The organism is Kitasatospora sp. NBC_00070 (assembly GCF_045041205.1).
Taxonomy (GTDB): domain Bacteria; phylum Actinomycetota; class Actinomycetes; order Streptomycetales; family Streptomycetaceae; genus Kitasatospora.
This window is the reverse complement of record NZ_CP108247.1, coordinates 2,322,723-2,346,426: the sequence shown is the minus strand read 5'-3', so window position 1 is coordinate 2,346,426 and position 23,704 is coordinate 2,322,723. Positions and strand designations below refer to the sequence as shown.

17 protein-coding genes and 3 rRNA genes are annotated in these 23,704 nt (G+C 69.9%); 15 read left to right on the top strand and 5 right to left on the bottom strand.

Features of this window, described 5'->3' with window-relative positions; all coding sequences use genetic code 11:
- Window positions 1-4: 4 nt before the first annotated feature.
- Window positions 5-3,718 (top strand): ABC transporter ATP-binding protein, encoded by a 3,714-nt coding sequence (locus OHV05_RS10815; RefSeq protein WP_405017485.1) that lies wholly within the window; start codon window positions 5-7, stop codon window positions 3,716-3,718.
- Here the strand turns inward: OHV05_RS10815 and OHV05_RS10810 are convergent.
- Together OHV05_RS10810 and OHV05_RS10805 are read right to left on the bottom strand one after the other, a co-directional pair.
- The gene (locus OHV05_RS10810) at window positions 3,701-5,008 is read right to left on the bottom strand and encodes a methyltransferase family protein (RefSeq protein WP_405017484.1); all 1,308 of its coding nucleotides are present in this window, start codon (window positions 5,006-5,008) and stop codon (window positions 3,701-3,703) included. The genes OHV05_RS10815 and OHV05_RS10810 overlap by 18 nt on opposite strands.
- Window positions 5,005-5,979 carry a hypothetical protein gene (locus OHV05_RS10805; protein WP_405017483.1) on the bottom strand — a complete coding sequence of 325 codons (975 nt, stop codon included), beginning with the start codon at window positions 5,977-5,979 and terminating at the stop codon, window positions 5,005-5,007. The genes OHV05_RS10810 and OHV05_RS10805 overlap by 4 nt, the downstream gene beginning before the upstream one ends.
- Window positions 5,980-6,056: 77 nt before the next feature.
- On the opposite strand from OHV05_RS10805, the gene OHV05_RS10800 reads away from it, so the two are divergent.
- The 3 genes from OHV05_RS10800 (at window position 6,057) to OHV05_RS10790 (ending at window position 7,732) form a co-directional block, all read left to right on the top strand.
- Entirely contained in the window at window positions 6,057-6,719 is a 663-nt protein-coding gene (locus tag OHV05_RS10800) for a TetR/AcrR family transcriptional regulator (protein WP_405017482.1), read from the top strand.
- 102 nt (window positions 6,720-6,821) lie between these two features.
- On the top strand, window positions 6,822-7,280 hold the full coding sequence (locus OHV05_RS10795; protein ID WP_405021427.1) for an RNA polymerase sigma factor: 459 nt from the start codon (window positions 6,822-6,824) through the stop codon (window positions 7,278-7,280).
- The gene (locus OHV05_RS10790) at window positions 7,277-7,732 is read left to right on the top strand and encodes a hypothetical protein (RefSeq protein ID WP_405017481.1); all 456 of its coding nucleotides are present in this window, start codon (window positions 7,277-7,279) and stop codon (window positions 7,730-7,732) included. The genes OHV05_RS10795 and OHV05_RS10790 overlap by 4 nt, the downstream gene beginning before the upstream one ends.
- Before the next feature lie 7 nt (window positions 7,733-7,739).
- Here OHV05_RS10790 and OHV05_RS10785 read toward each other — a convergent pair whose 3' ends face one another.
- Complete coding sequence (locus tag OHV05_RS10785) at window positions 7,740-8,618, bottom strand: alpha/beta fold hydrolase (protein WP_405017480.1); 879 nt, start codon at window positions 8,616-8,618, stop codon at window positions 7,740-7,742.
- A 260-nt stretch (window positions 8,619-8,878) separates the two neighbouring features.
- Between OHV05_RS10785 and OHV05_RS10780 the strand changes: the two genes are divergently transcribed.
- Window positions 8,879-10,090 carry an MFS transporter gene (locus OHV05_RS10780; protein WP_405017479.1) on the top strand — a complete coding sequence of 404 codons (1,212 nt, stop codon included), beginning with the start codon at window positions 8,879-8,881 and terminating at the stop codon, window positions 10,088-10,090.
- On the opposite strand, the gene OHV05_RS10775 is transcribed toward OHV05_RS10780, so the two are convergent.
- Window positions 10,077-10,949, bottom strand: a complete 873-nt coding sequence (locus OHV05_RS10775; protein ID WP_405021426.1) for an ATP-grasp domain-containing protein — start codon at window positions 10,947-10,949, stop codon at window positions 10,077-10,079. The genes OHV05_RS10780 and OHV05_RS10775 overlap by 14 nt on opposite strands.
- Window positions 10,950-11,026: 77 nt before the next feature.
- Here OHV05_RS10775 and OHV05_RS10770 point away from each other — a divergent pair, with 77 nt between their 5' ends.
- Window positions 11,027-11,530, top strand: a complete 504-nt coding sequence (locus OHV05_RS10770; protein ID WP_405017478.1) for an NUDIX hydrolase — start codon at window positions 11,027-11,029, stop codon at window positions 11,528-11,530.
- Between the two features lie 50 nt (window positions 11,531-11,580).
- On the opposite strand, the gene OHV05_RS10765 is transcribed toward OHV05_RS10770, so the two are convergent.
- Window positions 11,581-12,687: an ABC transporter substrate-binding protein gene (locus OHV05_RS10765; RefSeq protein WP_405017477.1), complete on the bottom strand. Its 1,107-nt coding sequence runs from the start codon at window positions 12,685-12,687 to the stop codon at window positions 11,581-11,583.
- Window positions 12,688-12,974: 287 nt separating this feature from the next.
- Between OHV05_RS10765 and trpS the strand changes: the two genes are divergently transcribed.
- From trpS to OHV05_RS10720, 9 genes are all read left to right on the top strand, one after another.
- The gene (gene trpS / locus OHV05_RS10760) at window positions 12,975-13,982 is read left to right on the top strand and encodes a tryptophan--tRNA ligase (RefSeq protein ID WP_405017476.1); all 1,008 of its coding nucleotides are present in this window, start codon (window positions 12,975-12,977) and stop codon (window positions 13,980-13,982) included.
- 59 nt (window positions 13,983-14,041) lie between these two features.
- Window positions 14,042-14,995, top strand: coding sequence for an LD-carboxypeptidase (locus tag OHV05_RS10755; RefSeq protein ID WP_405017475.1), 954 nt, complete (start codon window positions 14,042-14,044; stop codon window positions 14,993-14,995).
- 9 nt (window positions 14,996-15,004) lie between these two features.
- On the top strand, window positions 15,005-15,730 hold the full coding sequence (locus OHV05_RS10750; RefSeq protein ID WP_405017474.1) for a nucleoside/nucleotide kinase family protein: 726 nt from the start codon (window positions 15,005-15,007) through the stop codon (window positions 15,728-15,730).
- A gap of 589 nt (window positions 15,731-16,319) precedes the next feature.
- A 16S ribosomal RNA gene (locus OHV05_RS10745) occupies window positions 16,320-17,843 on the top strand.
- Between the two features lie 286 nt (window positions 17,844-18,129).
- A 23S ribosomal RNA gene (locus OHV05_RS10740) occupies window positions 18,130-21,251 on the top strand.
- Window positions 21,252-21,339: 88 nt separating this feature from the next.
- Window positions 21,340-21,456, top strand: a 5S ribosomal RNA gene (gene rrf / locus OHV05_RS10735).
- The 16S, 23S and 5S rRNA genes sit together here, the layout of an rRNA operon.
- 110 nt (window positions 21,457-21,566) lie before the next feature.
- Window positions 21,567-22,283: a SigE family RNA polymerase sigma factor gene (locus OHV05_RS10730; protein WP_405017473.1), complete on the top strand. Its 717-nt coding sequence runs from the start codon at window positions 21,567-21,569 to the stop codon at window positions 22,281-22,283.
- Between the two features lie 16 nt (window positions 22,284-22,299).
- On the top strand, window positions 22,300-23,217 hold the full coding sequence (locus OHV05_RS10725) for a hypothetical protein (RefSeq protein WP_405017472.1): 918 nt from the start codon (window positions 22,300-22,302) through the stop codon (window positions 23,215-23,217).
- Between the two features lie 66 nt (window positions 23,218-23,283).
- The gene (locus OHV05_RS10720) at window positions 23,284-23,529 is read left to right on the top strand and encodes a putative leader peptide (protein ID WP_403046776.1); all 246 of its coding nucleotides are present in this window, start codon (window positions 23,284-23,286) and stop codon (window positions 23,527-23,529) included.
- Window positions 23,530-23,704 lie beyond the last annotated feature (175 nt).

Below are 23,704 nucleotides of genomic sequence, written 5' to 3'. Positions count from 1 at the left end.
AAATATGCCTGAGACTCACGGATCTCGCGGACCCACAGCCGATGCCGAGCGGGGCTGGCTCCGCCGACTGGTCGGCTACAGCTGGCGGCACCGCCGCAACGTGCTGCTCTCGTTCGGTGCCTCGCTGGTCGGTATGGCCGTCACCGCCACCGTCCCCCTGATCACCAAGGTGATCATCGACGACGTGATCACCACGCACACCCGGCCGCTCACCCCGTGGGCGGTGGCGCTGCTGGTCGCGGCCGCGCTGGTGTTCGTCTGCACCCAGGTCCGCCGCTACTACGGCGGTCAGCTGGCGGTCGACGTCCAGCACGACCTGCGGTCGGACCTGTTCCGTTCGCTCACCCGGCTGGACGGCGACCGGCAGGACCGGCTCGACACCGGCCAGGTGGTCGGCCGGGCGACCTCGGACCTGCAGCTGATCGTCGGCCTGCTGTCGATGCTGCCGATGATGACCGGCAACGTGCTGATGTTCGGCATGTCCGTGCTGGTGATGCTCTGGCTCTCGCTGCCGCTGACCCTGGTCGCGCTGGTGATGGGGCCCGCGCTCTGGTGGTTCGCGACCCTCAGCCGACGGCGGCTGTTCCCCGCGACCTGGGCGGCCCAGCAGGAGGCGGCGGCGGTCGCCGGGGTGGTGGACGGCGCGGTCGGCGGCGTCCGGGTGGTCAAGGGCTTCGGCCAGGAGGCCCAGGAGCGGGCCAAGCTGGAGCGCGCCTCGCGCGAGCTGTTCGGCGCCCGGCTCCGCTCGATCCGGTTGAACAGCCTCTACACCCCGGCGATGCAGGCCATCCCGGCGCTCGGCCAGGTGGCGGTGCTGGCGCTCGGCGGCTGGCTGGCCGTCCGGGGCGAGGTCACCCTGGGCACCTTCGTCGCCTTCTCCACCTACCTGGCGCAGCTCACCGGTCCGGTCCGGATGCTCACCATGGTGATCACGGTCGGCCAGCAGGCCAGGGCCGGGGTCGAGCGGGTGCTCCAGCTCGTCGACCAGCGTCCCAAGGTGCAGGAGCGTCCGGACGCGGCCGACCTGACCACCGCACCGCCGGTCACCGCCGCCGCCCCGGCCGTCGAGTTCGACCGGGTCGACTTCACGTACGGCGAGTCGGCCCCCGTCCTGCACGGGCTGAGCTTCCGGCTCGCCGAGGGGGAGACGCTGGCCCTGGTCGGCGGCTCGGGTTCGGGCAAGTCCACCGTCGCCCAGCTCCTCCCGCGCTTCTACGACGCCACCGAGGGCACCGTCCGCCTCTACGGCCACGACGTCCGGGACCTGACGCTCGATTCGATCCGGGCCACCGTCGGCATCGTGCCGGAGGAGAGCTTCCTGTTCTCCGACACCGTCGCGAGCAACATCGCGTACGGCCGCCCGGACGCCACCGAGGCCGAGATCGAGGCCGCGGCCGGCGCCGCCCAGGCCGACGGGTTCATCCGCGAACTCCCGGACGGCTACGCCACCAAGGTCGGCGAGCAGGGCCTGACCCTGTCCGGCGGCCAGCGGCAGCGGATCGCGCTGGCCCGGGCGATCCTGAGCGACCCGCGGATCCTGCTGCTGGACGACGCGACCTCGGCCGTGGACCCGCAGGTGGAGGCCGAGATCCACCAGGCCCTGCGCGGTGTGATGGCCGGCCGCACCACGCTGCTGATCGCCCACCGCCGCTCCACCCTGCAACTCGCGGACCGGATAGCCGTACTGGAGCGCGGCCGGCTGGTCGACGTGGGGACGCACGAGGAACTCGACGCCCGATGTCCCCGGTACCGGGCCCTGATCAGCACCCCCGACGCCCTCCTCGACGCGGCCACCGACGGCACGGCCGTCGACGGGGCCCCCGAGGCGCCGAGCCCCGAGCAGGAGCCCGCGGCGGCGTCCGGCACCGACCCCGAGCTGCTCGCCCAGGTCGCCGCCCTGCCCCCGGCCACCGACACCCCCGACATCCCGGTCGAGCGAGCCGAGGCCGGTGACCCGGACTTCAGCCTGCGGCGCCTGCTCGCCCCGTTCCGCGCCCCGCTCACCCTCGCCCTGCTGCTGGTCGCGCTGGACGCCGCCGCCGGGCTGACCCTGCCGATCCTGATCCGGCACGGCATCGACGACGGCGTCAGCAAGGCCGCGATGGCGGGCGTCGCCACCGCGTCACTGCTCGCGCTGGCGATCGTGCTGCTGGACTGGGGGGTGCAGACCGCCGAGTCCAGGGTCAGCGGGAGGACCGGCGAGCGGGTGCTCTACACCCTGCGCCTGAAGATCTTCGCGCACCTCAACCGGCTCGGCCTGGACTACTACGAGCGCGAGCTGTCCGGCCGGATCATGACCCGGATGACCACCGACGTCGACTCGGTGTCGAGCTTCCTGCAGACCGGCGTGGTCACCGCCGTGGTCAGCCTGTTCACCTTCTTCGGGATCTTCGCCGCCCTGCTGGTGATCGACCCGGGCCTGGCCCTGGTGGTGTTCGCGGTACTGCCGGTGCTGGCGGTCGCCACCCTGGTGTTCCGCCGCAGGTCCAGCAGCCAGTACCAGATCTCCCGGGACCTGATCAGCACGGTCAACGCCGAGCTGCAGGAGAACGTCGCGGGCATGCGGATCGTCCAGGCGTTCCGTCGGCAGACCCTCAACACCGACCGGTTCGTGGCCAGCGGGCTGGCCTACCGGGACTCGCGGGTCAAGGCGCAGTTCTACATCTCGCTGTACTTCCCGTTCGTCCAGTTCCTGTCCAGCGCGGCCGCCGCTCTGGTGCTGATCGCCGGTGCCTCCCGGGTCGAGGCGGGCACCCTGACGATCGGTGCGCTGGTCGCCTACCTGCTCTACATCGACCTGTTCTTCGCCCCGGTCAACCAGCTCTCGCAGATCTTCGACGGGTACCAGCAGGCCGCCGTCGGCCTCGGCCGGATCCGCGACCTGCTGCGCACCCCGACCGGCACCCCGGCCGCGGCCGACCCGGTGCCGGTGAAGAAGCTGCGCGGCGAGATCACCTTCCAGGACGTCAGCTTCGCCTACCACGGCGGCGCCGACGGCCACTCCGAGGTGCTGACCGGCATCGACCTGCACATCCCGGCCGGGCAGACGGTGGCGCTGGTCGGCGAGACCGGCGCGGGCAAGTCCACCCTGGTCAAGCTGGTCGCCCGTTTCTACGACGCGACGGCCGGCAGCGTCCGGATCGACGGCACCGACGTCGCCGCGTACGACCTGGCGGAGTACCGGCACCGGCTCGGCGTGGTCCCGCAGGAGGCGTACCTGTTCGCGGGCACGGTGCGCGAGGCGATCGCGTACGGGCGGCCGGAGGCGAGCGAGGCCGAGGTGGAGGCGGCCGCCAGGGCGGTCGGTGCGCACGAGATGATCATCGGCCTGACGGGCGGTTACCAGCACCGGGTGTCCGGCCGGGGCCGCAACCTCTCGGCCGGTCAGCGGCAGCTGATCGCGCTGGCCCGGGCCGAACTGGTCGACCCGGACATCCTGTTGCTGGACGAGGCGACCGCCGCGCTCGACTTGGCCACCGAGGCCGCCGTCAACCGCGCCGCCGACCGGATCAGCGGCGGCCGCACCACGCTGGTGATCGCCCACCGGCTGACCACCGCGGAGCGTGCCGACCGGGTGGTGGTGCTGGACCACGGCCGGGTGGTCGAGGACGGGACGCACGCCGGCCTGCTGGCCGAGGACGGTGCGTACGCCCGGCTCTGGCGGGCCTTCGTCGCCGACAGCCACCAGGACCGGCGGGTGTCACAGCAGGTCGGCTGACGGCGGCTCAGCCGGTCGGCGCTCCGCCGGGGTCCGCAGTTCGCGCGGGCCACCGGCGGTGGCGTCGGCGACCAGCTGGGCGAACCAGGCCAGCCCGGGGATCAGCAGCACCCAGCCGAGCAGCGCCCACCCCAGGTGGAAGTGCTGCAGGGCCCGGCCGAGCGCGGCCACGCCCTCCGCCCGCTCCCGGCCGTCGGCCGACTCGTAGGTGATCCGCCGCAGTCCGGCCGGGTGCTCCTCCGCCGGGCGGACGGTGAGCGCCACCGGTGAGCGGTCGAGGACCCAGCGGCCGACCCCGCTGCACACCCCGCAGGTCTGCGCGACGTGCAGCTCGGCCGGCGCGGTGCCCGGCCAGGGTCGCAGCCGGGGCAGCCAACTGCGCACCCCGGCGGTGTACTCGGCCCAGCCGGGGCCGAACCGCTCCGCGAGCTGGGCGCCCTCGTGCCAGGCGGCCAGCCCGGCACTGTAGGCGACGGTCACCCCGGCGGCGACCAGCAGCCAGGCGTTGGCGGTGAACGCGGCCAGCACCAGGTGGCACAGCAGCAGCGAGAGCTGGATCGGGTTGCGCACGTACGCGTACGGACCGCTGGTGACCAGCCGGAGCGGCGGGTCGTACGGCAGCGGGGTGCCGCTGCCGCGCACCACGAACTCCCGTACGGCGGCGACCCCGAGCAGCATCGGCACGGCCAGCACCTGGAGGCCGGTGCTGAGCACGGCGCCGTGCGGGAGTCGGACCCCGGCGGCCGTCGCGGGCAGTGCCAGCATCAGCAGCGCGGCCAGCAGGACCTGACCGGCGGCGCGCAGCCGGAGGTGTTCGGCCCGGGCGGTCCAGCGGGCCAGCAGCAGTCCGGGCAGCAGGCAGAGCGCGATGGCCACCGCCTCACCGGTCAGCCACCGGTCGCCGAGCCGGAGCACCGGGTCGAGCAGCGGCATCGCGGCCAGGTCCAGCCAGCCGAGCAGGGCCGCGGTGACCGGCCACGGCAGCCGGGCGGCGGCCAGCGGCGGCAGCACGCCCCAGAGCAGCACCCAGCCGAGCAGCAGGTCGACGGGCAGCCTGACCACCGTGCCGCCGTCGGCCTGGAAGCTCCACCAACCGAGCCGTCCGGCCAGCAGGTTGAGGCCAGGGAGCAGGGCGAGCTGCCAGGCACCGCCGACGATCGCGGCCGCCACGTCGGCCCGGCCCGGCCGCCGGACGGCGGCGGCCAGCACGACCGCGAGCAGCGGGACGAACAGGCCGGCCGCCCGGATCAGGGCCGGACCGGTGGCGACGGTGTCGGCTGCGGTGGTCATGACCCGGGTGCGAAGGTGTCGGCGAGGTAGTTGGCGGCCTGCTCCATGCCGTAGTTCTGGATCGGGTCGAAGTACCAGCCGGGATCGAAGGTCCGCCGGTAGCCGAGCTGCCAGCTGACCTCGGTGCCGCCGTCGGCGGTCGGCTGCCAGCGCACCTCGGAGGTCCGGAAGTTCAGCCAGCGGGCGGTGGTGGAGTCCTGCTCGATCCGGAACAGCACCCGGCCCGGGTCGCTCTCGGCGATCCGCAGCGTCATGGACCGGGGCGTGGGGGTGGCCCCGATGCCCAGCGACTTGCGCGGGTTGAAGGTGATCAGCCGGCCGTCGCCGACCGCCAGGCCGCTGCCGGTGACCTGCTGCGGCCGGGGGAACGGGATCTTGAGGAACACCGGGCGGGGGGTGCCGAAGACCGGCGGTGCCGCCAGTGCGGCGGCGAACTGATCGGGCGTCACGGACAGCGTGCGGGTGACCGTCACCGTGCTGTCGCGGTCCACCGTGCCGTCGACGCCCTGGAGGACGACCAGTCCGAGCAGCGGGGCCAGCGCGAAGGCGTTCAGCCGCTGCCGTCCTCCGGGCTCCTTCGCCGGGCGGCGCGCGTGGTCGACGGCCCGGCCGATGCAGGCCGCCACCAGGTAGAACAGCGGCGCGGCGATCAGCAGGCAGATCACGCCCTCGTTGAGCAGCGGACCGGCCAGCGCCAGTCCGATGGTGACCGAGGCCATCGCGGTGCCGGTGGCACTGGACGGCCGGGCGGAGAGCGCCACGGTGATCGCGATCACGGCGGGCAGGCCGACGTAGAAGAGTGCGGTCTGCTCCAGCCCGCCCGCGTGCAGCACCTTGTAGCCGAGCATCGCGAGGAAGAGCGCGGCCAGGACGACCGCCAGTCGGCGCCGGGCCGAGGACCGGGCCACCGGATCGGGCTCGCCGTAGCTCACGATGTCCTGATTGTCGCTTTTGTCCTGACCCTCGGTCATGTCCACCCCTTGATCGGTCGGTTTAATCACCTGATTAAACCGTATGATGAACGCATTCAGCGACGGGGGGCACGAGCATGGCGGCGACTGCGGACAGCGGAGCCCAGACCAGGGAGCGACTGGTCGAGGCCGCGACCACGGTCCTGCGGACCCACGGGTACGCGGGGTCCAGCGCCCGGGTGATCGCGAAGGAGGCGGGGGTCAACTCGGCCCTGGTCTTCTACCACTTCGGCGGTGTGGACCCGCTGCTGCTGGCCGCCTTCGACCGGGTCTCCGAGGATCGGATGGCCCTGCACGCGGCCACCGTCGCGGAGGTCAGGACCCTGGAGGAGCTGGCCGAGGCCGCCGAGCGGATCTACCGCGACGACCTCGACGGCGGGCACCTCACGATGTTCTCCGAACTGGTCGGCGCCGCCGTCGCCCGGCCCGAGCTGCGCGCCGCCGTCTCCGAACGCGCCGAGCCCTGGCTGAAGTTCGTCGAGACCACGCTCGACCGGGTGATCGGCGGTACCCCGCTGGCCAGGCTCACCCCGCCCCGCGACCTCGCCAACGCGGCGATCACCTTCTACCTGGGCGTCAACCTCTTCACCGTGCTGGACGCGGACCGGTCCCGCACCGAGTCGCTGTTCGCGATGGCCCGCCGGCTCGCCCCGCGCGCCCGGCTGCTCACCCTGCGCCTGCCCGGCCGCCGCCGCCCCGCCGCCCCCGCGCAGCTGGAGGCCGGACCGGCCGAGGGCTGACGGTCGGTCAGGGGTACGGTTCCGAGCGTGGACGAGGAAGCCCGGCCCTGGGACGTGGCGGCGCCGCTGGTCCGGGCGGCCCAGCGCGGCGACGCGCTGGCCATGGACGACCTGCTGAAGCTGATCACCCCGTACGTCACCCGGCTGTGCGCGCCGATCGCCCCGGCCGACACCGCCGACGCCGTGCAGGAGTCGCTGCTCGCGGTCTTCCGCGGCCTGCGCGGGCTGCGCGATCCGGTGGCGGTCTACGGCTGGGTGCGCGCGGTGACGGTCCGGGAGGCCGTCCGGGTGGCCCGGCGGACCGGCCCGGAGACCCCGGTCGACCCCGAGCAGCTCACCCGACTGCGGGACCTGCTGCCCGCCGCCGGGGCCGACCTGGGCACCGAGGTGCGCGACCTGCTGGCCCGGCTGCCCGTCCGGCACCGCACCGTGCTGGTGCTGCGCGAGCTGGAGGGCCTGGCCGAGCGCACCACGGCCGAGCTGCTGGACATCCCCGAGGGCACCGTGAAGTCACGGCTGAGCAGGGCCCGTTCCTCCTTCCGGAAGGCGTGGACACGGTGAACGGACCGGACCGGATCGCCCGGCTCCAGGTGCTGGCGGCCGGGCTGCGCGCCCCGCTGTACGCCGAGCGGCGGCTCGAGCTGCCCTTCGACCGGGTCTGGGCGGTGCTGGCCGACCTGGAGGGCGAGCTGCCCCACCTGATCCCCTTCGTCCGGGAGTTCGCGGTGCCGGCCGGGGACAGCGAACTCAAGCACGCCCGTGCCGTGGACGCGCTCGGGCTCCGGGGGCCGTTCGAGGTGCGGCTCGCCCCCGGCTGGTGCCTGATGCAGTCCCGGCTGGTGACGATGGGCATGGCCGCCGTGCCCGACGGCGGCGGCACCCGGCTGGCGGTCTGCGGCGCGCTCCGGCCCGCCGCCCTCGGGCCGGTGCAGCGCGGCTACCGGCGGCTGGCCGGCGAGCGCCGGGCCCGGGCCTTCTTCCGTGCGGTGGAACGCCGGGCCGCGCTGCGCTGACGCCGGGTCAGCCGGTCCGGGCGATCAGCCCCCGCAGCGCCTCGGCCACCTGCCCCGGGCACTCCTCGGGCAGGTGGCCGCCCACGCCGGGCAGCACCGACACCGTCAGGTCGTCCGCGTCCGGGTCACCGCGCAGCAGGGCCGGCGGGATCACCGGGTCGTGCTCACCGCCCAGCACCAGGGTGGGGACGGTCAGCCGCCGCCGACGGTGCGTCCCGCGCAGGCCCGCCGGGATGTCCCGCAGCACGTACTGCCAGAACAGCGACTGCCCGGCCCGGGCCGACACCCGGGTCGCCGCGGTGAACTCGGCCAGCTCAGCAGCCGACCAGCAGGCCGGGTCGGCGGCGGCGCGCCGCAGCAGGAACCGGGTGAAGGCGGGCCAGTGCCGCAGCACCAGCCGTCCGAGCACCGGGTACTCGACGAACGCGGTGAACCACATCCGCCACAGGTTCGGCAGTACCTGACGGTGCTCGGTCCACGGGTGCGCCATGTTCAGCGCCAGGAAGGCGCGGAACCGCTCCGGGGCCCGCTGGCAGACCCGGAACCCCACCCCGGCGCCCCAGCTGTGCCCGGCCAGCGTCACCCGGTCCAGGCCGAGCGCGTCCAGCACCGCCAGCACGTCCGCGGCGAGCGCGTCGGTGTCGTACCCCCGGGCGGTCTGCTCGGACCAGCCGAAGCCACGCAGGTCCAGGCAGATCAGCCGGTGGTCGGCCGCCAGCAACGGCACCAGCCGCCGCCAGGCGAACCAGTGCTGCGGGAAGCCGTGCAGCAGCAGGACGGGCTCGCCGCTGCCGAACTCGGCGAGGTGGAGCCGGGCGCCCCGGACCTCCACCCAGCGGTGCTCGGCACCCTCCAGGTGTGGCATCGGACGGTTGCTGATGGTCATGCGGTCTCCTTCGCCGGATGCGGACGTCCTGCCAGGAGGCGCGCGACCGGGCGGAGGTTCCAACGACTTTCCGGGGATTTCCCCGGCGCGGGACCGTTCGATCACGGAGCGATCTCGGGCCGGACGCAACTGTGCAGCCCGGGGATTGCGAAGCGGCTCTGACGGGACGTCACCCGAGCTGCTCCTGATAGACAGACCTGGCGACCGGGCACGAGGCCGGAAGCGACTCCCCGGTCCACCCTGGTCGAGAGGCCATGCCCATGTCTTCGCGGACGGGGCGCAGCTCTGCGCGCCTTGCCGTCACCGCCCTGGTGGCACTGTTCTCCGCCGGGTACCTGCCCGCCTACCTGCTGCCGACCGTCGTCGGCCGGCTGGTGACCGGCTTCGGCCTGACCACCCCTCAGGCCGGTGCGGTCGGCAGCACCCTGCTGCTCGCCTCGGCCGGGACCGGCCTGCTGCTGGCCGGCCGGGTCCGCGCGCTCGGACCGGTCCGGCTGGCCAGGTGCGGGCTCGGGCTGATGATCGCCGGCGCGCTGCTGGCGGCCGGCGCGACCGCCCTGCCGCAACTTCTGGCCGGCTGCCTGCTGACCGGCGTCGGCGCGGGGACCGCGACGGCGGTGGCGGCGGTCGCGGTGGCCGCCTCGGCCGATCCGCACCGCAGCTCCGCCCTCGGCCTGCTCGCCACCTCCTGCGTGGCCGCCGCGCTCTTCCTGCTGCTGCCCCCGCTCGGCGCCGGGCACCCGCTGCCGTTCGCCGCGCTGGCCGGCTGGGCGGCGCTCGCCCTGCTGACGGTGGGTCGGCTGACCCCGGATCGGGAGCCAACCCGTGCCCGGGCCCGGACGGCGCTGCCCCGGCGGTCGGCGGGCCTGGTGCTGGCGGGCGGCATGATGCTCTGGTCGATGGCGCAGAACGCCCTCTGGGGCGTCAGCGGGCAGATCGGGCTCGGCCGGGTCGGGCTCTCCGAGCAGACCATGGGCCTGGTCTTCGCCCTGGCCCTGGCCGGTGGGCTGCTCGGGGTGACGGTGGCCGGTGCGGTCGGTGCCCGGCTCGGCCGGGCGCTGCCGATCGGCGTCGGGACGGCGGTGATCGCGCTCTGCGTGCTGCTCACCGGCGGCGCCGAGTCGGTCGGCGCCTTCGCGCTGGGCGAGGTGCTCTGGAACACCTGCTACCCGCTGGTGCTCACCTACCTGATCGGCCTGGCGGCCACCCTGGACCAGGGCGGCCGGTGGGCGGTGCTGGCCGGTTCGGCCTCCTCGCTCGGGGTGGCCTGCGGTCCGGTGGTCGGGACCGCGCTGTCGGCGGCCGCGGGGTACCCGGCGATGGGCCTGACGCTCGGCGGGCTGCTCGCCGCCGTGGCGGTGCCGCTGGTGCTGGTGGCCCGTCAGCGGCCGGCGGGCCGGGTCTTCGTCCCGGCCCAGCGGGCCGCCGCCGAACCGTCGGCCGTCGGGTACCGGGTCCTCAGCCCCCGCTGACCGCGAGCAGCGCGGACAGCAGCCGCCCGAGGTCGGCACCCCGCGGCAGGTCGCTGACCTGGCCGTCCCCGACCTCGACCACCCGCCAGGCACCGCCGTCCACCGCCTGCGCCAGATCGGTGGTGACGAACCGGCAGCCCAGCCCCCGGACCAGCTGCCCGATCCCGTCGAGCTCCGGCCGGACGGTCGCGTCGGGGCAGTCCGGGTGCGGCCCGACCAGGACCGGGTCGCCGTCCAGCCACCAGACCCGGGCCTCCACCGCCTGCCCGTCCGCGTCCCGGCGGAACTCCTCGAACCGCCGCAGCACCACCCCGCCGGCCAGGAACTCCGCCTGGAGCTCCACGAACCGCCCGACCACCCGGGCCAGGCCGTCCTGATCGGCCAGCTCCGGCACGTAACAGGCCGTCGCCCACTCGTGCTTGCGGGACTTCACGTAGTCCTTGACGATCGCCGGCCCGTGCCCGCCCAGCTGACGGGCCGCCTCGGCGAGCTGCTCCGGGGACGGCCCCTTCGGCCCCGGCACCCAGACGCTCTCCGGCGTGCTGCCCTCGAAGACCGGGTACCAGCCGGGCAGTTCATGGGCGTCCGCGTACGAGGCCGGTGAGGTCAGCAGCGGCCGCCCGCGTTCGGCGAGTGCCCCGGCCAGCGCCGCGTACGCCGGGACCGGCACCATCCAGCCCCGGTACCAGAGCGGACCGCCACCCGCCGGGACCCGGCGGACCGCCGCCCGGACGTCGCCCGCGAGCAGCGCGTCGTGGTCGAGCAGGACGTACCCGCCGCTCAACTCCTCCACCCGGCGGGCCTCCCGGAGGTAGTGCGGATCGGGACGGCCGGGGGTCAACGGGTCGGCAGGCAGCATGATCACCGGCTCAGGGTAGAACCCCGCCGCCGGAATTCGGGTGGTCCGACGCGACGGCGTTCTGCCAGGGTGACCCGATGCGAACCCCACGACGCGCGGCCAGGACCGCGGTACTGGAGCCGGGCGGGGCGGTCTTCCTGCTGCGCTCCGACAACAGCGAGGTCGGTGTCCACTGGAACATGCCGGGCGGCGGCATCGAGGACGGCGAGTCCCCGACCGCCGGTGCCGCCCGGGAGCTCCGGGAGGAGACCGGCTGGACCGACCTGGCGCCGGGCCCGCTGCTCTGCACCTGGGAGCACGACTTCACCTGGCACGGCATCCCGGTCCGGCAGTCCGAGCACATCTACCTCGGCCGCGGCCCGCGCCGGGACCCGGTCGGCGACGTCGGCGAGGCGCACCGCGCCGACGGGATCCTGGACTGGCGCTGGTGGACGCCGGAGCAGCTGGCCGACCCGGCGGCCGACCCGCTCTGGCCGCCGCAGCTCCCCGGGCTGCTGGCCGCCGTCCGGACGGACTGGCTGGCCGGACAGGACACGGTGACCCCGGTGCACCTCGGCTACGTGCCCAACCGGCCGCGCTGACGCCGCCGCGCGGGTGGAGGTGACCCGTCGTCACCTCCACCCGGCGGTCACTACGGGGCGACGAAGCCCTGCAGGTCCTTAAGCACCGCGTTGGCGGCCATCACGCCGAGACCGAGGAACCAGGTCTCGTCCGCGACCGGCCTGGCCTGGCCCGCCTTGACCGCGCCCAGGGTCTTCCAGAGCGCACCGCCGAGCACCGCGTCCTGGTTGGTCGCGCTCGGCGAGCCGTACACGCCGTAGAAGACCCAGTCGGCGTCGGCCTTGTCGATCTGCTCGGCGCTGACCTCCACGGCCAGCTCCTTGACCTGCTCGATCTTCGGCTGCGGCAGCGGGATGTCGGCCAGCATGGTGCCGATGAAGGAGAGCTCCGCGTACAGCCGGATCTTGCCCGGCATGAAGCGCAGCGGCGTGACGGTCGGCGGCTTCCCGCCGGTCCGCGCGCTCACCTTGGCGCCGATCTCCCTGGCCGCCGCCTGGTACGCCGTCAGCTGGGACCTGGCCTCCGCCTCCAGCCCGAACGGGGCGGCGTTCAGGACGAAGTTCTCCTTCCACGGGTAGCCCGGGCGGATCGAGAACACGGTGGGGGCGATCTTCGACAGTGCCGCGTACTGGTCCTGCGCGCGCAGCTGGCTGCCCAGGATCAGATCGGGCTTGAGGGCGGCGATCGCCTCCAGGTTGAGGCTGGAGATGGTGCCGACACTGGTCGGGTTGCCCGCCCGGCCATCGAGGTAGCCGGGCATGGTCTTCGAGCCGTCGGTGTAGGCGACACCCACCGGCTGGATGCCCAGCGCCACCACGTTGTCCAGCTCGCCGGTGTCCAGCACCACCACCCGGACCGGCTTCTTCGCGATCTCGGTGCTGCCCATCGCGTGCTTCACCGTGCGGGGGAAGACCCCGGCGGCCGCGTCGGTGCCGAAGCCCTTCATCTTCTCGATCACCGTGGCGTAGTCGTCGCCGCCCTGGGTGACCGACTTCTGGTTCACGCCCGCGCCGGCCGAGGGGCTCGCCGAGCTGCTGCCGCCCGACCCGCCGCCCGAGCTGCCGCACGCGGTGAGCAGTCCGCCGAGACCGACCACGGCACCGCCGGTCAGTCCGACGGCGAGGAAGCTGCGCCGGGAGGAACGGGAAGGGGTCCGGTCGGCGGGGGTGGGGGCCACGCGCTGCTCCTTGTACGAATCGGGATAAGGCAAGGCAAACCTATCCGATCGTCCGAACGGAACGACGGCCGGGCCGAAAGCCCGTGTCACCGCCCGCCCCGGGCCGCTACGCTGACGTCATGAAGCAGCAGCCGTGCCTGAACTGGTGGCCGTCCTAGGGCGGCCATCCCTTCACGCACGACTCCAGGGCCGTCCGACCGGACGGCCCTGTTGCGTTTCCCCGGGGCACCTCGGCGGACCGGTCCGACCCACCGTCACCTTCCGACCCGTCCTCCGAGGAGCCCCCGATGCAGATCGAGACCGTCCGGCAGCACCCCGACCGGTACCGCGTCCTGACCGGCGACCGCCCCACCGGCCCGCTCCACCTCGGCCACTACTTCGGCACCCTGCACAACCGCGTGCAGCTCCAGCGGATGGGCGTCGAACTCCTGCTGGTGGTCGCCGACTACCAGACCCTCACCGACCGGGACCGGGCCGACCGCCCGGCCGAGCACGCCGAGAACCTGGTCCTCGACTACCTCGCCGCCGGGATCGACCCCGAGCGCACCACGATCTTCACGCACAGCTCCGTCCCCGCGCTCAACCAACTACTGCTCCCCTTCCTCAGCCTGGTCACCGTCGCCGAACTCGGCCGCAACCCCACGGTCAAGGACGAGATCGCGCACTCCGGCCAGTCCACCGTCAGCGGGCTGATGTTCACCTACCCCGTGCACCAGGCGGCCGACATCCTGTTCTGCAAGGCCAACCTGGTCCCGGTCGGCCGCGACCAACTGCCGCACCTGGAGACCACCCGCACCATCGCCCGCCGGTTCAACGACCGGTACGCCACCTCGCTGTTCCCCGAGCCGCAGCCGCTGCTCTCGGAGGCACCGCTGCTCCCGGGCACCGACGGCGGCAAGATGAGCAAGAGCCGGGGCAACGCGATCGCGCTGGGCGCCACCGAGGACGAGACCGCCCGACTGATCCGGGGTGCCACCACCGACGCCGACCGACACATCAGCTACGACCCGGAGCACCGGCCCGGCGTCTCCGGCCTGGTCCAGCTCACCGCACTCTGCGAGGGCCGCGACCCGGCCGAGCTCGCCGCCGAGATCGGTGACGGCGGCGCGGGCGCCCTCAAACGCCGGGCCACCGAGACGGTCAACGAGTACCTCCGCCCGCTCCGCGCCCGCCGGACCGAACTCGCCGCCGACCGTTCCCTGCTCCGGTCCGTCCTGGCCGCCGGAGCGGAACGGGCCAACGCCGTCGCCGAATCCACCCTGGCCGAGGTCAGGTCCGCGATGGGCATGGGGTAGGACTGAGGGCAGGCGGGCGGCCCCGGGCCGCGCGCCTGCCTCTCCGGAAGGAAGTGACGATGTCCCAGCAGATCTGGACCACCGCACCGCGCCGAGCCCGCCGACTCGTGCCGGGCGACCGGGTGGCCCTGGTCGCCACCAGCGGCGCCATCGACCTCGGCCAACTCGCCGCCGGCACGGCGATCCTGCGCTCCTGGGGACTGGACGTCGTCCCCGGTGACCACCTGACGGACCGCCACCTCGGCTACCTGGCCGGGACCGACGCCGACCGCGCCGCCGACTTCCAGCGCGCCTGGCTCGACCCCACCGTCGCCGCCGTGATCTGCGCCCGGGGCGGCTACGGCGTCCAGCGGCTGGTCGACCTGCTCGACTGGGACGCGCTGCGCGCCGCCCCGCCCAAGATCCTGGTCGGCTTCAGCGACATCACCGTGCTGCACGAGGCCGTCGCCCAACGCCTCGGCGTCCCCACCCTGTACGGCCCGCTGGGCACCGGCGCCACCTTCATCGCCGACCCGGCCACCGCCGACCACCTGCGTCGCACCCTCTTCACCCCGGAGAGCACCCTGGTCGTCGGAGCCCCCGGGGGAGGCGCGCTCTTTCCCGGTACCGCTCACGGCGTCACCGCCGGCGGATGCGCCAGCCTGCTCGCCACCGATCGCGGCACCGCCACCGCCCGCCCCTCCTTCGCCGGCACCATCCTGCTGCTGGAGGACGTGGGCGAGCAGCCCTACCGGCTCGACCGCATCCTCACCCAGCTGATCCGCTCCGGCGCCCTGGACGGCGTCGCCGGGATCGCCCTCGGCTCCTGGGAGGACTGCGGCCCGCTCGACCAGGTCCGCGAGGTGCTCGCCGACCGCCTCGCCCCGCTCGGCGTCCCGGTCGCCTGGGAGTTCGGCTTCGGCCACTGCCCGTCCACCCTCACGGTGCCGCTCGGCCTGCCCGCCACCCTCGACGCCGACGCCGGGACGCTCACCTTCGACGTCCCGGTTCTCACCTCCGAACCCGCTGAGTAGGGTGCGGCCATGCACGAGGAAGCCCGAGCGGCTCACACCGGTGACCCGACCCCCGTCACCGACCCCGCCGAACTCGTCGAGTCGGCGGCCCGCCTGCTGAAAGGCCGCACGATCCACAAGGGCCGCTCCCTCCTCGGCCTGGCCGGCCCGCCCGGCGCGGGCAAGTCCACCCTGGCCCGGTACCTGGTCACCGAGCTCAACCGCGCCGAGGGCTCCGGCACCGCCGCATACCTCCCGCTGGACGGCTTCCACCTCGCCAACGCCCAGCTCGACCGCCTGGGCCTGCGCAGCCGGAAGGGCTCACCCGCGAGCTTCGACGCGCTCGGCTACCTCGCCCTGCTGCGCCGGGTCACGGTGGAACGCTTCGACGACATCTACGCCCCCGGCTTCGACCGCCGCCTGGACGAGGCGGTGGCTGGCCGCCACGTGATCCAGCCGCACACCCGCCTGGTCGTCACCGAAGGCAACTACCTCGCCAACGACGATCTCCCGTGGCGCACGGTCCGCACCTTGCTGCACGAGCTCTGGTACGTCGAGGCGGAGGACGCCGTACGGGACGAACGCCTGCTGCGTCGGCACCTGTCGGGCGGACGGAGCGTGCAGGCGGCCCAGGACTGGATCACCAGCAATGACGGCCCGAACGGTGCGTACGTGAAGCTGGGCCGGGCGGCCTGCACGCGGGTGGTCCGAGCTGGTGGTTTGCCGCCGGCCCCCGATAGGGGTAGTGTTCCCTAGTCGCTCGGCAGGGAGCACCGGACACGCATCGGCGCGGACGGTCCCGGGGTGGCCAATCCTCTGAACACATCTTCTGATCGTGCTGATTCGCGCTTTCTCGCGGGTCGGTTCTATTTGCTGTGTGCGTTTATATGGATTGCGGCTGGATTCGCTTTGTGGAGCGGGGATCGGCTAAGGTTTGAAACGTCGGACAGGCCGTCAGGTCGGTTACGGCACAAGCTTCTTGAGGATCCGGAAGCGCGGAACGGTCGGTCAGGGAAACCTGATAGAGTCGGAAGCGCCGAAAGGCCGAAGGAAAGAGCGGGTCAGAAACGCCGAACGGCGGACATGATAAGCTCGGAACACGAAAGAACGAAGCGCCCGGAGGGTCCGCCTGATAAGCGGCTCGAAGGAAGTGTCCGTTCCTTGAGAACTCAACAGCGTGCCAAAAGTCAACGCCAGATATGTTGACATCCCCGGCCTCACCTTTGGTGGGGTTGGAGATTCCTTTATGAAGTAAAACACTAGCGAGGACGCAGTGCGCGGGACCGCCTATTCCGGTGGTTGCCGTGCCGCTCTTCCGAAGTGGTTACCCGATTACGGGTAGACATTCACGGAGAGTTTGATCCTGGCTCAGGACGAACGCTGGCGGCGTGCTTAACACATGCAAGTCGAACGATGAAGCTCTTCGGAGTGGATTAGTGGCGAACGGGTGAGTAACACGTGGGAAATCTGCCCTGCACTCTGGGACAAGCCTTGGAAACGAGGTCTAATACCGGATATGACCTTCCTCTGCATGGGGGTTGGTGGAAAGCTCCGGCGGTGCAGGATGATCCCGCGGCCTATCAGCTTGTTGGTGGGGTAATGGCCTACCAAGGCGACGACGGGTAGCCGGCCTGAGAGGGCGACCGGCCACACTGGGACTGAGACACGGCCCAGACTCCTACGGGAGGCAGCAGTGGGGAATATTGCACAATGGGCGAAAGCCTGATGCAGCGACGCCGCGTGAGGGATGACGGCCTTCGGGTTGTAAACCTCTTTCAGCAGGGAAGAAGCGCAAGTGACGGTACCTGCAGAAGAAGCACCGGCTAACTACGTGCCAGCAGCCGCGGTAATACGTAGGGTGCGAGCGTTGTCCGGAATTATTGGGCGTAAAGAGCTCGTAGGCGGCTTGTCGCGTCGGTTGTGAAAGCCCGGGGCTTAACCCCGGGTCTGCATTCGATACGGGCAGGCTTGAGTGTGGTAGGGGAGATCGGAATTCCTGGTGTAGCGGTGAAATGCGCAGATATCAGGAGGAACACCGGTGGCGAAGGCGGATCTCTGGGCCATTACTGACGCTGAGGAGCGAAAGCGTGGGGAGCGAACAGGATTAGATACCCTGGTAGTCCACGCCGTAAACGTTGGGAACTAGGTGTTGGCGACATTCCACGTCGTCGGTGCCGCAGCTAACGCATTAAGTTCCCCGCCTGGGGAGTACGGCCGCAAGGCTAAAACTCAAAGGAATTGACGGGGGCCCGCACAAGCAGCGGAGCATGTGGCTTAATTCGACGCAACGCGAAGAACCTTACCAAGGCTTGACATATACCGGAAACGGCTAGAGATAGTCGCCCCCTTGTGGTCGGTATACAGGTGGTGCATGGTTGTCGTCAGCTCGTGTCGTGAGATGTTGGGTTAAGTCCCGCAACGAGCGCAACCCTTGTTCTGTGTTGCCAGCATGCCTTTCGGGGTGATGGGGACTCACAGGAGACTGCCGGGGTCAACTCGGAGGAAGGTGGGGACGACGTCAAATCATCATGCCCCTTATGTCTTGGGCTGCACACGTGCTACAATGGTCGGTACAAAGGGCTGCGATGCCGCGAGGCGGAGCGAATCCCAAAAAGCCGGCCTCAGTTCGGATTGGGGTCTGCAACTCGACCCCATGAAGTTGGAGTTGCTAGTAATCGCAGATCAGCATGCTGCGGTGAATACGTTCCCGGGCCTTGTACACACCGCCCGTCACGTCACGAAAGTCGGTAACACCCGAAGCCGGTGGCCTAACCCGTAAGGGGAGGAGCCGTCGAAGGTGGGACCAGCGATTGGGACGAAGTCGTAACAAGGTAGCCGTACCGGAAGGTGCGGCTGGATCACCTCCTTTCTAAGGAGCACATGGCCGGATGTGAGCGAATGTCTCACACGGTTGCTCATGGGTGGAACGTTGACTATTCGGCACACGCGGTCTGTTGGCCTTGCGAGTACTGCACTTCGGTGCGTGGAAAGCGGGGTCGGTGAGGTCGGGTGTGTCGGGCACGTTGTTGGGTCCTGAGGGAACGGCCGGAAGGCTGTTGCTTCAGTGCCGGTCCTACTGGAAGTGCTCTGTATTGAGCATCAAGGTGGGTGTCTGGTCGTTGTTTGAGAACTGCACAGTGGACGCGAGCATCTGTGGCCAAGTTTTTAAGGGCGCACGGTGGATGCCTTGGCACTAGGAACCGATGAAGGACGTGGGAGGCCACGATAGTCCCCGGGGAGCCGTCAACCAGGCTTTGATCCGGGGGTTTCCGAATGGGGAAACCCGGCAGTCGTCATGGGCTGTCACCCGCACCTGAACACATAGGGTGTGTGGAGGGAACGAGGGGAAGTGAAACATCTCAGTACCCTCAGGAAGAGAAAACAACCGTGATTCCGGGAGTAGTGGCGAGCGAAACCGGATGAGGCTAAACCGTTTTGGTGTGAGACCCGGCAGGGGTTGCCAGAGCGGGGTCGTGGGAAAGTTCTTGATCGGTCTGCCGGCCGGTCGGTGAGTCAGAAACCGTATGGATAGTCGAAGGACATGCGAAAGGTCCGGCGTAGAGGGTAAGACCCCCGTAGACGAAATCTGTGCGGCTCACTTGAGCTTCTCCCAAGTAGCACGGAGCCCGAGAAATTCCGTGTGAATCTGGCGGGACCACCCGCTAAGCCTAAATATTCCCTAGTGACCGATAGCGGATAGTACCGTGAGGGAATGGTGAAAAGTACCGCGGGAGCGGAGTGAAATAGTACCTGAAACCGTGTGCCTACAAGCCGTGGGAGCGTCGGACATACAGCTTGCTGTGTGTCTCGTGACTGCGTGCCTTTTGAAGAATGAGCCTGCGAGTTTGCGGTGTGTAGCGAGGTTAACCCGTGTGGGGTAGCCGTAGCGAAAGCGAGTCCGAATAGGGCGATACAGTTGCATGCCCAAGACCCGAAGCGGAGTGATCTAGCCATGGGCAGGTTGAAGCGGAGGTAAGACTTCGTGGAGGACCGAACCCACCAGGGTTGAAAACCTGGGGGATGACCTGTGGTTAGGGGTGAAAGGCCAATCAAACTCCGTGATAGCTGGTTCTCCCCGAAATGCATTTAGGTGCAGCGTCACGTGTTTCTTGCCGGAGGTAGAGCACTGGATAGGCGATGGGCCTCACCGGGTTACTGACCTTAGCCAAACTCCGAATGCCGGTAAGTGAGAGCGTGGCAGTGAGACTGTGGGGGATAAGCTCCATGGTCGAGAGGGAAACAGCCCAGAACACCGACTAAGGTCCCTAAGCGTGTGCTAAGTGGGAAAGGATGTGGAGTCGCAGAGACAACCAGGAGGTTGGCTTAGAAGCAGCCACCCTTGAAAGAGTGCGTAATAGCTCACTGGTCAAGTGATTCCGCGCCGACAATGTAGCGGGGCTCAAGTACACCACCGAAGTCGTGTCATTGCAGCTATAGGGCCAACGCCCGCTGTGATGGGTAGGGGAGCGTCGTGTGCCGGGTGAAGCAGCGGAGGAATCCAGTTGTGGACGGTTCACGAGTGAGAATGCAGGCATGAGTAGCGATACAAGAGTGGGAAACTCTTGCGCCGATTGACCAAGGGTTCCTGGGTCAAGCTGATCTGCCCAGGGTAAGTCGGGACCTAAGGCGAGGCCGACAGGCGTAGTCGATGGACAACGGGTTGATATTCCCGTACCCGCTTTGAAGCGCCAACGTCGAACCTCTGAATGCTAAAGCCGCGAAGCCGGCCTGGAGTCTTCGGACAAAGGGACGTGGTGGAGCCGCTGACCCAACAGGGTAGTAGGTGAGCGATGGGGTGACGCAGGAAGGTAGTCCAGCCCGGGCGGTGGTTGTCCCGGGGTAAGGGTGTAGGCCGAGTGATAGGCAAATCCGTCACTCATTGAGGCTGAGACCTGATGCCGAGCCGATTGTGGTGAAGTGGATGATCCTATGCTGTCGAGAAAAGCCTCTAGCGAGTTTCATGGCGGCCCGTACCCCAAACCGACTCAGGTGGTCAGGTAGAGAATACCGAGGCGTTCGGGTGAACTATGGTTAAGGAACTCGGCAAAATGCCCCCGTAACTTCGGGAGAAGGGGGGCCGGAACTGGTGATGAGTCTTGCACTCTGAGCTGGGGCCGGCCGCAGAGACCAGCGAGAAGCGACTGTTTACTAAAAACACAGGTCCGTGCGAAGCCGTAAGGCGATGTATACGGACTGACGCCTGCCCGGTGCTGGAACGTTAAGGGGACCGGTTAGTCAATCTTCGGGTTGGCGAAGCTGAGAACTTAAGCGCCAGTAAACGGCGGTGGTAACTATAACCATCCTAAGGTAGCGAAATTCCTTGTCGGGTAAGTTCCGACCTGCACGAATGGCGTAACGACTTCTCGACTGTCTCAACCATAGGCCCGGTGAAATTGCATTACGAGTAAAGATGCTCGTTTCGCGCAGCAGGACGGAAAGACCCCGGGACCTTTACTATAGCTTGATATTGGTGTTCGGTTCGGCTTGTGTAGGATAGGTGGGAGACTTTGAAGCGGCAACGCCAGTTGTTGTGGAGTCGTCGTTGAAATACCACTCTGGTCGTGCTGGATGTCTAACCTGGGTCCGTGATCCGGATCAGGGACAGTGTCTGGTGGGTAGTTTAACTGGGGCGGTTGCCTCCTAAAGAGTAACGGAGGCGCCCAAAGGTTCCCTCAGCCTGGTTGGCAATCAGGTGTTGAGTGTAAGTGCACAAGGGAGCTTGACTGTGAGACCGACGGGTCGAGCAGGGACGAAAGTCGGGACTAGTGATCCGGCGGTGGCTTGTGGAAGCGCCGTCGCTCAACGGATAAAAGGTACCCCGGGGATAACAGGCTGATCTTCCCCAAGAGTCCATATCGACGGGATGGTTTGGCACCTCGATGTCGGCTCGTCGCATCCTGGGGCTGGAGTAGGTCCCAAGGGTTGGGCTGTTCGCCCATTAAAGCGGTACGCGAGCTGGGTTTAGAACGTCGTGAGACAGTTCGGTCCCTATCCGCTGTGCGCGTAGGAATATTGAGAAGGGCTGTCCCTAGTACGAGAGGACCGGGACGGACGAACCTCTGGTGTGCCAGTTGTTCTGCCAAGGGCATGGCTGGTTGGCTACGTTCGGGAGGGATAACCGCTGAAAGCATCTAAGCGGGAAGCCTGCTTCGAGATGAATATTCCCACCTCCTTGAGAGGGTAAGGCTCCCAGTAGACGACTGGGTTGATAGGCCGGATGTGGAAGCCCTGTAAGGGGTGGAGCTGACCGGTACTAATAGGCCGAGGGCTTGTCCTCAGTTGCTCGCGTCCACTGTGTTGTTCTGAAACAACGACCCCACACCGTTTGGTCACGGGTGTGGTGCGGTCATACAGTTTCATAGTGTTTCGGTGGTCATAGCGTGAGGGAAACGCCCGGTTACATTCCGAACCCGGAAGCTAAGCCTCATAGCGCCGATGGTACTGCAGGGGGGACCCTGTGGGAGAGTAGGACGCTGCCGAACAATCTTTGGTCAGAAAGCCCCGCCGGGTAACCGGTGGGGCTTTCTGCATTTCCGGGGCGGAATCCGTTGCCTGTTGCCTCGGCGTTCCGTCCACGGCACACTGACCCGTCATGGGCGGTGACCGAGGGCACGAGGCGGAGAGCGACTTCCGGGCGTTCTACGAGGGTGCGTACGGTCAACTGGTCGCCCACCTCTACGCCCTGACCGGTGATCTCGGTGATGCCCAGGATGCCGCGCAGGAGGCGTTCGTGCGGGCCTGGAGCCACTGGGGCCGGCTGAGCGGGTACGAGAACCCGGTGGCCTGGGTGCGGTTGACCGGGCAGCGGATCGCGATCAGTCGGTGGCGGCGGGCCAGGTCGGCGCTGCGGAGTTGGGCGCGGCACGGCGAGGGAAGTCCGTTGCCGGGGCCCGGGCCCGAGTCGGTGGCGTTGGTGGAGGCGTTGCGGCGGCTGCCGGAGGCGCAGCGGTCGGCGTTGGTGCTGCACCACATGGGGGGCCGGCCGGTGGCCGAGATCGCGGCCGAGGAGGGCGTCCCGGTCGGGACGGTGAAGGCGCGGCTGCACCGTGGGCGGCAGGCGCTGGCCGAACTGCTCGGCGAGGAGGAGGGCGAGGGTGGTCTGCAACTGCCACTCCGTCAGCCGGCCGCCCCGGCGGGCCCGGCGGCCAGGAGACAGCCGTCCCCGAAGCCGGGCCGGGCGGATCCGCTGCCCGAGCCGGCCCCCCGGCAGGCTGCCGCGCAGGCCGCGGCCGAGAACGCCCGGTCGGTACCGGAGCAACGGGCCGGCCGGGAGCACGACGTGAAGAGGACACTGAGCGCTCGTGGTTGAGAGGATGACGATCGCCATGGATGACCAGGATCGTCCGGCCATCACCACCGCGCGGTTGGACGGCCTGTTCGACGGCCTGCGCGGTGAGTTGAGTGGGCTCCAGGTCCCCGAGTCCGAGCAGCTGGTCGGCCGGGCGGTGCGCCGTCGTCGCCGACGGCGGGTCGAACTCACGCTGGCCGCCGGGATGTTGGTCTCGGCGGGAGTGTGGGGGTTGGCCCGGGCGTCCGGTGGCGGGGGCGGCATCGCGGTCGATCTGGTGGGACCGCCGACGCGCACCATCACGCCGACCCTGGTGCTGCCCGGTCCGGCGGACATCGGTGGCGCGGTGGAGACGGCGATGCCGGTGGACGCGGCGGGCGGTGGACTGCTGTTCGCCCGTGAACAGCTGCCGGTGAGCGCGGGCCGGTACGGGCCGTGGGGGTCGCAGCTGGTGGAGGCTTCGGCGTTCGCGATGCCCGAGCTCCAGGGATGTGTGCCGGAGCTGGTGGACTCGCTGGGGGCTTTGCGCCGTTGGGAGTTGGTCCACGGGGATGTCGGTCGGGCCGATGTGACGGCGGTGCAGTACCTGCTGGAGTTCGAGGCGGAGTCGCAGGCGGCGCAGGCGGCGGCGCGGTTGGTCGGTACGGTGGAGTGCGCGGCGCTGGACTGGCCGACGGGGGAGCGGACCGACCGGGGGGCGGCGCTGGGTTCGACCACGCGTCCGGGGCGGGTGGAGGAGTTCACCACGCGGCTGAGCGGCCGTCAGCTGGGGGTGCTGATGGTGCAGTACCGGTCCGAGCAGCCGACCGGAGCCGTGGTGGTGGACCCGGAGTTCCGGGCGGCGGCGGAGCGGTTCGGCGTGGTCGGGTCGGCGGCCGTCGGTGCGGATCCGACGGGGTCGGGACGGCCCGGCGCGGCGAGCCGGGGCCTGACCGGTGGGACCGGCCCGGGCTGACGGCAGGATCCTCGGAAGTTTTCCGGCTTTCGGTGCAACCCCGCTCCGCCCTGCCGCGTGTCTCCTATGAGCCGACGGCCGGGTGGCGATCATCCGGTCCAGGCCAGGTGGGTGCTGTGGGGAACAGGGGACTCCACAGCACCCACGTCCGTACCTGCCCGGCCGGGGTTTCTTCCGGCGGGGGAACATTCGTTGACCCGGCTCCGTGGCGCTGGAACGCTGAGGGACGTGAGCCGAGCCGTGAGCCTTGTGGGCCGCCTGCACGTCGATCTCCGACGGCACGCGAGCGCGATCTGTGCCGTCTGTCGCTGACGACGACGCACCACCCCGCCACGCCCGGCCGCCGTTCTCCCGGCGCCCTGTGAAGCCGAACCGCTGATCGCGTACCCGTGTCCGCCCGTTGCCCGGGCGGGCCGGTCAACGACCCCGTAGCCCGTCGACCGCCTCGGCGGTCGGGCGCTCCCTGCTGCCCGCAAAGGACCACATC